This is a genomic window from Bradyrhizobium sp. ERR14 (assembly GCF_014198235.1).
In the GTDB taxonomy this organism is placed as follows: Bacteria; Pseudomonadota; Alphaproteobacteria; order Rhizobiales; family Xanthobacteraceae; genus Bradyrhizobium.
In genome coordinates this window covers 1,289,026-1,297,367 of sequence record NZ_JACIHD010000001.1, presented here as the reverse complement: position 1 = coordinate 1,297,367, position 8,342 = coordinate 1,289,026, and the positions used below count along the sequence as shown (strand labels likewise).

Annotated in this window: 6 protein-coding genes and 1 tRNA gene; 5 read left to right on the top strand and 2 right to left on the bottom strand. The window is 63.9% G+C overall.

The window, feature by feature from the left end; genetic code table 11:
* Positions 1-146: 146 nt before the first annotated feature.
* A tRNA-Ser gene (locus GGD62_RS06365) sits at positions 147-239 on the bottom strand.
* A gap of 814 nt (positions 240-1,053) precedes the next feature.
* On the opposite strand from GGD62_RS06365, the gene GGD62_RS06360 reads away from it, so the two are divergent.
* A complete protein-coding gene (locus GGD62_RS06360; protein ID WP_092257571.1) occupies positions 1,054-2,625 on the top strand; it encodes a porin in 1,572 nt (523 codons plus the stop codon).
* A 530-nt stretch (positions 2,626-3,155) separates the two neighbouring features.
* Here GGD62_RS06360 and GGD62_RS06355 read toward each other — a convergent pair.
* Complete coding sequence (locus GGD62_RS06355) at positions 3,156-5,576, bottom strand: lytic transglycosylase domain-containing protein (protein ID WP_183707626.1); 2,421 nt, start codon at positions 5,574-5,576, stop codon at positions 3,156-3,158.
* 279 nt (positions 5,577-5,855) lie between these two features.
* On the opposite strand from GGD62_RS06355, the gene dapA reads away from it, so the two are divergent.
* The 4 genes from dapA to GGD62_RS06335 are packed head-to-tail and all read left to right on the top strand — an operon-like array spanning position 5,856 to position 8,333.
* Complete coding sequence (dapA, locus tag GGD62_RS06350) at positions 5,856-6,746, top strand: 4-hydroxy-tetrahydrodipicolinate synthase (protein WP_018320002.1); 891 nt, start codon at positions 5,856-5,858, stop codon at positions 6,744-6,746.
* A 54-nt stretch (positions 6,747-6,800) separates the two neighbouring features.
* Positions 6,801-7,214, top strand: a complete 414-nt coding sequence (gene mscL, locus GGD62_RS06345) for a large conductance mechanosensitive channel protein MscL (RefSeq protein ID WP_026202292.1) — start codon at positions 6,801-6,803, stop codon at positions 7,212-7,214.
* 59 nt (positions 7,215-7,273) lie between these two features.
* Positions 7,274-7,747, top strand: a complete 474-nt coding sequence (gene smpB, locus GGD62_RS06340; protein WP_018320004.1) for an SsrA-binding protein SmpB — start codon at positions 7,274-7,276, stop codon at positions 7,745-7,747.
* A gap of 4 nt (positions 7,748-7,751) precedes the next feature.
* Positions 7,752-8,333 carry a peroxiredoxin gene (locus GGD62_RS06335; protein ID WP_018320005.1) on the top strand — a complete coding sequence of 194 codons (582 nt, stop codon included), beginning with the start codon at positions 7,752-7,754 and terminating at the stop codon, positions 8,331-8,333.
* Positions 8,334-8,342: the final 9 nt, after the last annotated feature.

The window sequence follows — 8,342 nt, the reverse complement described above, 5'->3', positions numbered from 1 at the left end:
TCAGCTTCATGCACTATGATCTTGGATATTTCGACCTGGAGCAGAAGACCCTGCAACCCCTCGACAACCCGTTCGGCACGAGGTTGTCACCCATCTCTTAGGTACGATCCGTTACCCATCTCTTCGGGCCGGACACTGCCGCTGGGTGGCGGAGAGGGAGGGATTCGAACCCTCGATACAGCTTGAGACCGTATGACGCTTTAGCAAAGCGTTGCCTTCAGCCACTCGGCCACCTCTCCGGTGCGAGCCTTATGCATCTAATCACTTGGGCGGGTCAATTTGGAAGCGTGTGTTTTCGCTCGAATATTCCCAGCGATTTTCGCGACAAAGCACTTTGCTCCCGGGGCGTGACCATAACGTTGCGAGAATGGGGCACAGAGTTGGAGCGTCCGGCGCATCTCGAAGATGGTTTTTGCCTATGAGAACGTCTTTTCTCGCGTAAGAGACTGAAGTTACTGGAAAAATCAATGCGGCGCGGGGAGCGGGCGGCTGAAGGTTCGATTCGTGTCATCCGCCAACCGGCCCAATAACGGTCGCTATCCATAAAGGGTGCTCGTCCACCCCTTAAAGCCGTGCCTGCATCAGGTTGGGAGGTGCGGAGCAGGGCGATGCGTTCTCCTTGAGTCTCCCTGCGATTCCACGATTCGAGTGCGTCAAAGCCCCTCCAGGCCGAGATCTCGCTTGCCGTGCCTTAAGTGGGGAACTTTGATGGCAGAAGGAACCGTCTCTAAAACGTCAATGAAAACAATTGGTTGCGAGGGCGCTTCGATCACATCTGCGTGTTATTTGTGCAACACCCGTCGGAAAACAAGCTTCATAGGCCCGTTTCCAAGCGTTCTCTTGTTGTGTGTGCAAGGACGTTCGGTAATTGTGACTGAGCGACGGAGGGGGGCATCCCGAGGTCGTCCCGTTTAGGTCATTTCGCTTAAGTCCCTCGCGTTCATGCGGGTGTGTCCGAAGACGCGAAGGAGCCCGGAGCGGTGATTTAGAGGGGGTTGGGGAATTGGCCGTCCGGTCAGTGACCTTCCCTGAAGAGCAACTTGGAGGTTTAACATGAAGTTGGTTAAGAGCCTTTTGCTCGGCTCAGCGGCGGGTCTGATCGCCGTGGGCGGAGCTCAAGCAGCCGATCTGCCCGTGAAGGCCAAGGCGGTCGAATACGTGAAGATCTGCTCGCTGTACGGCGCGGGCTTCTACTACATCCCGGGCACCGACACCTGCATCAAGCTGGGTGGTTATCTGCGCGCTGAAGTCGCGCTGAACACCAACTCGAGCTTCAGCGGTCAGCTCACGTCGAACAACGGCGCGCGTAACCGTCTGACGAACTACTACACCATGCGCGCTCGTGAAGATCTCAACATCGACACGCGCACCGCGACCGAGTACGGCGTCGTCCGTACCTTCTTCGACGGCGTGTTCTCCTGGACCACCGGCAACTACGCCGGCACCGGCAGCGCGACCGGCACGACCGCCTACAGCGGCACGCTGGCGCTCAACACCTCCGGCGCCACCCCGGCGCTCGTTGGTTCGTCGATCAACGGCACCGACGGCAACACCTCGGGCGGTTCGCTCGGCGTGTACTACGCCTTCATCCAGTTCGCTGGCTTCACCATGGGTAAGGCCGTGTCGCAGTTCGACGCGCCCTGGACCAACTATCCCGGCAACAACTTCGACAGCCTCGTCGGCGGTTCCGGCACGGTCACTGGTGTCAACCAGTTCACCTACACCGCTGACTTCGGTCAGGGCGTGACGGCGTCGTTCTCGGCGGAAGACGCGACGGCTTACTACCAGGCCGGCAACCTCAACATGACCGGCGCTTCGGCGGCTGGCATGATCGGCGGTTCGTATGGCTCGAACGCCATCGGCGGTTCGCGCTCGCCGAACCTCGTCGGTATGGTTCGTGTCGACCAGGCTTGGGGTCTGTTCCAGGCGTCGGTCGCCGCTCACGACAACCACGTTGCCTACTACGGCGCCACCGAGCCGACTGGCCACCCCGACGACAAGTGGGGTTGGGCTGTTCAGCTCGCTCTGTCGATCAAGAACATCCCGACTGGTGCGGGTGACGTGATCAACATTTCGGGCGTCTACACCGACGGCGCGTCCCGCTACAACTTCCAGAACCTCGCGGGCGGCAGCTACTCGATGTTCGGCAGCTCGGGCGTTGCTTACCAGAGCGTCGGCTTCGCCATCGCTCCGGACACCGTGTTCGTGACCGGCAGCTCGCAGGAAACCGTCAAGACCTGGGGCTTCCGCGGCGCTTACACCCATAACTGGGATCCCTACTGGAACACCGCGCTGTACGGTGCCTACGCTCAGGCGCAGTTCGGCTCGCTCGCCAAGACCACGCTTTGCGGCGCTGGCGGTGCAGGCGGCGTGTTCGGTGGCCTGGTCGGTGTGACGGGTTGTAATCCTGACTTCGCCGTTGCGCAGGTCGGTGTCATCACCCGCTGGACCCCCGTCAAGAACCTCACGTTCTCGGCTGACCTGAACTGGACCCATCTCGACCAGAAGTACTCCGGTACGGTTGGTTACGCTGGTGCCGGCACGACGGCCAAGCCGGCTGCCGTGTACGAGCTGAAGGATCAGGACACCATCACCCTGCTCCTCCGCGCTCAGCGCAACTGGTAAGTTCGGTCTAACGACCTGACAGAGAGCCCCGGCGGGAAACCGCCGGGGCTTTTCTTTTGCCCCGGTGCTTGCCTTCTCGCTTGGCGCAATGGGCCAAGTTTGGCGCATCGCCAGAGCAGGGCGATCGCACAGGGCATTTTCCGCAAGCTGAGCGCGCGCCGTGTCATTCGAGAAGCCGGTCATCGGGCCGCGCTTTGCGCGGACCCGGCGGCGGTCTCCTGGAGACCAAGCGGCGTCGATGCCCGTCAAGTCTGCCGCCGCACACTCCGTTATCCTGAGAGCCGGCCAATGGCGGGCGTCTCGAAGGATGGCCACACAGAAGTCGCTCCCAATTGCGATTGCTCTGGTTGGGAGAGGGGAGCTCCGCGCTTCCCATCCCTGACAGCGGCGCGCTGGGGGAGGACTGCCGTTGGCCGGCGTGGGGCCGTGCAACGCCTCGCTGATCTGGCCACAGGCGCCTTCATCTGCACGCGAGGCAACGGCGGCGCTTGCCACCCATGCTCGCGGCTGCGAATCGAAAGAGCGGATCGCTATTCCACGCTGCCGGCGCCGCGGCGCAGATCGGCCTCGATCTGCAGCCGCGTGCCGCCGCCGAAGCGGGCACGGTAGACTTGCAGGTTCTCCATGATCCGCTGCACGTAGTTGCGCGTCTCGGAGAACGGAATCAGCTCGACCCAGTCGACCGCATCGACCTTGGGATCGCGCGGATCGCCGTAGCGCTCGACCCACTTCTTCACGCTGCCGCGGCCGGCATTGTAGGCGGCGAAGGTCATGATGTAGGAGCCGCGATAATCCTCGAGCAGTCCGCCGAGCTCGGCCGAGCCGAGCGTGGCGTTGTAGACCGAATCGTTCTTCAGCCGTCCCAGATCGTAGGTCGCGCCGTGGCGCTTGCAGACATAGCGCGCGGCGTCGGGCGTCACCTGCATCAGGCCGTAGGCCTGGGCCGGCGAGACCACTGACGGATTGAATGCGCTCTCCTGCCGCGCGATCGCATAGACGATGCTGCGCTCGACTTCGGGACCGATCGGCGTGAACTGCGGAATGCCGTTGACTGGATAGGCATAGAAGTCGAATGGCAGGCCGCGATTGAGCGCGGCCTTGCCGAGCAGCAGCATGCCGCGCGCATCGTTGTAGCGCTGGGTCAGCTCGCCGAGGCCGGCGAGCGCTTCGGGATCGCCGTTCTCGCCCATGTCGGCCAGCAGCGGTATCGCCATCTCGCGCTCGTCGAGCTCGTAGAGCAGGTGCGCGGCGCGGACGATCTCCAGCCGTTCGGCGCCGCGGCCGCGCGGCTGGCTGTTGAGCTCGATCTGCGGCAGGCCGAGCTTGGCCCGGGCGAGCTGGCCGTAATAGCTGGTCGACTGTTCGGCGGCGCGGGCATAGGCGTTGCGCGCCTCCTGCTGGCGCCCCGCCGCTTCCGCGGCGCGGCCCTGCCAATAGCCGGCACGCGCCAGCGCGGTCGGATTGACGCTGCCGACGCCGATGCGGGCGAAATGCTGGGTGGCGGCCGCGGGGTCGTTGAGGAAGCGCAGCGCGATCCACCCGGCCGTGAATTCCTGCTCGGTCTTGTAGATGTCGCGCGAGGGCAGTGCGGCGTCGCGCGCGATCAGATAGGCGCTGCGGAATTCCTCGGTGTCGATCATCTTGCGCGCCAAAAGACGCCGCTCGATCCACCATTCGTCGAGATTGTGGAGCCGGTTCGGATCCTTCGGCGCCGACAGCATGAGCTGGGCTGCTTCGGCGAATTTCTCCTCGCGGCGCAACAGCTGGATCTTGCTGAAGGTGAAGCCGGGGTCGTTGTGCAGCTCGCGCGGCACGGCGTCGAGCAGCGCGCGCGCGTTCGGCGCCTTCTTGACGGCGGCGATGCGGGCCTTGGCAAGTGCGACATAGCCGGCGCCCAGGCGCTTTGCGGCGCGCAACGCCGCCTCGTTCTCGCTGCCATAGAGCAGCGTGTCCATCCGCGCCTTCTGGTCGCCCGGCGACAGCAGGGCGCCGAACTGGTCGAGCGCGTTGTTTTCGGTATCCTCGGACATCGGATCGCTGCGCCAGGCCTCGCGCACCAGCCGCTCGGCATTGGCGCGGTCGCCGCGCGCCAGCATCGCCTTGGCGAGCGTGAAGCGGCCCTTGGCGGAGATCGGAGATTCGTTTTCGAACCACGACCACGCGACGGAATCGTCGCGCCTGTCGTCCCACATCGCGGCCTCGAGGCGTCGGCGCAGGAAGGTCTGCGACGGCCAGCTCGGATTGGCGGAGAGGAAGGCGCGGTAGCGCTCCACGGTCGCGCCATTGTCCTCGCTGCGCAGGATGATCCATTCCGCGAGTTTTCGCGCGACCGGATCCGAGATGCCCGCTGCGACGTTGCTGGCCTCACCCGCCTTGCGCTTGCGCACGAGCTCGATGACGCTCTCGAGGGCGTCCTTGTCACCCTGGGGCGTCGACGACGTCGCAGCGACCGCGGCCGGTATGACCGGCTTGCGCGGCGCGGCGTGCTGGCGCGTCGCCGGGGCCAGCACCGGCGGTGCGGCCGGTCTGGCGACGGGGGCGGAAGGCCTGACGGTAGCCGTCACGGCCGGCGCGGGGGCCGTTTTCGGCGGCGAACCGCTGGCGGCCGGATGAGATTTCGGCGCGGGTGCCGCTACGGCGGGCTTGGGCTTGTCCTTCGCGGGCTCTTTTCCGGCGCTCTTGCCGGCGTCCTTGCCTGCCTCCTTGGCCGGTTTCTTCGCAGCGTCCTTGGCCGGGGCAGGAGCTGCACCCTTGCTTGCGCCTTTGTTTGCTCCCTGGCTTGCTCCTTTGGCCGCGTCCTTCGAAGTTTCCTTGCCGGTTCCCTTGGACGAGCCCTTCGCGCTGTCCTTGGCAGTGTCCTTGGCGGCTGGCTTCGCGGTGTCCTTGCCAGCTTCCGCCGTCGTCTCATTGGACTTGGCGAGGGCGGCGCAGCCGACCGATAGCCCTGCCATCAGGCACACGATGAGACCGGTGGATCGCCAGGCGGCATGAGGGAATGAGGTCACGGGTTTGGTCGCCCCGAATCAGTCAAGTGGCTCAAGATCTAGCTGTATTTGATTGAATATGCGGACAAAATACCAACAGCCGCTTACCGCGGGCCGATTTGCACCACTACCGCGGCAAAATCGCGGCCTAAACGGTGCGTCACACGGAAGCGGGCCTTTTACCGGCGGGATAGACCCGATATGAAAGGAGCTTGCTCAAGAGATAGCCGCGTACGGAGGAAGTCCATGGCAGCCAAGACGAAATTCCGGGGGTCGTTCACCGCCTTGGTCACGCCGTTCAAGAACGGCTCGCTGGACGAGGCGGCATTCCGATCCCTGGTCAACTGGCAGATTTCGGAGGGCACCAACGGCCTGGTGCCGGTCGGCACCACCGGCGAGAGCCCGACTCTCAGCCATGACGAGCACAAGAAGGTGGTCGAATGGTGCATCGCTGAAGCCAAGGGCCGCGTGCCTGTGATCGCGGGTGCGGGCTCCAACTCGACCAAGGAGGCGATCGAGCTCGCCCAGCACGCCGAAAAGGCGGGCGCGGACGCCGTGCTGGTGGTGACGCCTTACTACAACAAGCCGACCCAGGAAGGCATGTACCAGCACTTCAAGGCGATCAACGACGCAATCGGCATTCCGATCATCATCTACAACATCCCGCCGCGCTCGGTGATCGACATGTCGGTCGACACCATGAAGCGGCTATGGGAGCTGAAGAACATCGCCGGCGTGAAGGACGCCACCGCCAGCATGGTGCGCGTGTCGCAGCAGCGTGCGGCGATGGGCGAGGACTTCAACCAGCTCTCGGGCGAGGACGCGACCATCATCGGCTACATGGCGCATGGCGGCCACGGCTGCATCTCGGTGACCTCGAACGTCGCGCCGCGCCTGTGCTCGGAGTTCCAGGCCGCCTGGGCCAAGGGCGACCATGCCACCGCGCTGAAGATCCACGACAAGCTGATGCCGCTGCACAACAACCTCTTCATCGAGAGCAACCCGGCGCCGATCAAGTACGCGATGTCGCTGCTCGGCAAGCTCGACGAGACGCTGCGGCTGCCGATGGTGCCGGTCTCCGAGCCGACCCGCGTTGCCGTGCGCAGCGCCATGGTGCACGCTGGCCTGATCAACTGATGGGTTGACCTATCGGGGAGGCCGTTCATGAGCGTCGACGAAAAGGGCAGGCGGATGCTCACGGAGTTCCGTGAGTTCGCCATGAAGGGCAACGTCGTCGATCTCGCGGTCGGCGTCATCATCGGCGCGGCCTTCGGCGCCATCGTCACCTCGCTTGTCGGTGACATCATCATGCCGATCATCGGCGCTGCGACCGGCGGCCTCGACTTCTCGAACTACTTCGCCCCCTTGTCGAAGTCGGTGACCGCCACCAACTTAGCGGATGCGAAAAAGCAAGGCGCCGTACTTGCTTACGGTAGCTTCCTGACGCTGACGATCAACTTCATCATCGTCGCCTTCGTGCTGTTCCTGGTGATCCGCGCCATGAACACGCTGAAGCGGAAGGAAGAGACCAAGCCCGCGGAGCCGTCGAAGCCGTCGGAGGAGGTCGTGCTGCTGACCGAGATCCGCGATCTCCTCAAGAAGTGACGCGCGCGCTTCATCCAAACTGTTAGCATCGCTGCGCATCGCGCTCAGGTTTCGTCGCCATGGCTGAAAAGAACGAACGTCCGATCAAGGTCATGGCGGAAAATCGCAAGGCCCGCTTCAACTATGCGATCGAGGATACGATCGAGGCGGGGATTGCGCTGACCGGCACCGAGGTCAAGTCGATCCGCAACGGCAAGAGCACGATCGCGGAGTCCTATGCCGATTCCAAGGACGGCGAGATCTGGCTGATCAACGCCACCATTCCCGAATATCTGCAAGGAAACCGCTTCAATCACGAGCCGAAGCGGCCGCGAAAGCTGCTGCTGCATCGCCGGCAGATCAACAAGCTGATGGGCGCCGTCGACCGCGAGGGCATGACGCTGATCCCGCTCAAGCTCTATTTCAATGAGCGTGGGCGCGCCAAGTTGCAGCTTGCGGTTGCAAAAGGCAAGAAGCTCCACGACAAGCGCGAGACCGAGAAGAAGCGCGACTGGAGCCGGGAGAAGGGCCGCCTGATGCGGGCGAGGGGATAGCGAGATGAATCAACGGAACCTGCTCGAGGTCGATTGGAGCCAGATTCCCGCACCTGAAGACGACGGCGCCGCCGCGCATCTGACCGGCATGACGCTGCCGCCAATCGGCCTGCTCGCGACCAACGACACCTCGGTGACGCTGTCGGCGCTGCGCGGCCGGACCGTGGTGTTCGCTTATCCCCGCACCGGCGAACCCGGCAAGATTTCGTTGGTCGACGATTGGGACATGATCCCGGGTGCACGCGGGTGCACGCCGCAGACTTGCGCGTTTCGCGATCTGTTCGCCGAGCTGAAGGGCGCCGGCGCCTCCCACGTGTTCGGCCTCTCGACCCAGAGCAACGAGTACCAGACCGAGATGGCGTCACGGCTGCATCTGCCGTTCCCCGTGCTGTCGGACGAGAAGCTGGCGCTGACGCGCGCGCTCAATCTGCCGACGATGGAGGTCGCGGGCCTGACGCTGATCAAGCGTCTTGCGCTGATCATCGACGACGCCAGGATCACGCGTGTGTTCTACCCGGTGTTTCCGCCCGACCGGAACGCCGGCGACGTCCTGGACTGGCTGAAGGCCAATCCGGCCAAGGCCTGAACCAGGGCG

What these genes read in the sequence shown, in the direction of transcription:
- GGD62_RS06360 (WP_092257571.1), top strand. Translation starts at nt 1,054, where the DNA reads ATGAAGTTGGTTAAGAGCCTTTTGCTCGGCTCAGCGGCGGGTCTGATC.
- GGD62_RS06355 (WP_183707626.1), bottom strand. Translation starts at nt 5,576, where the DNA reads ATGGCAGGGCTATCGGTCGGCTGCGCCGCCCTCGCCAAGTCCAATGAG.
- dapA (WP_018320002.1), top strand. Translation starts at nt 5,856, where the DNA reads ATGGCAGCCAAGACGAAATTCCGGGGGTCGTTCACCGCCTTGGTCACG.
- mscL (WP_026202292.1), top strand. Translation starts at nt 6,801, where the DNA reads ATGCTCACGGAGTTCCGTGAGTTCGCCATGAAGGGCAACGTCGTCGAT.
- smpB (WP_018320004.1), top strand. Translation starts at nt 7,274, where the DNA reads ATGGCTGAAAAGAACGAACGTCCGATCAAGGTCATGGCGGAAAATCGC.
- GGD62_RS06335 (WP_018320005.1), top strand. Translation starts at nt 7,752, where the DNA reads ATGAATCAACGGAACCTGCTCGAGGTCGATTGGAGCCAGATTCCCGCA.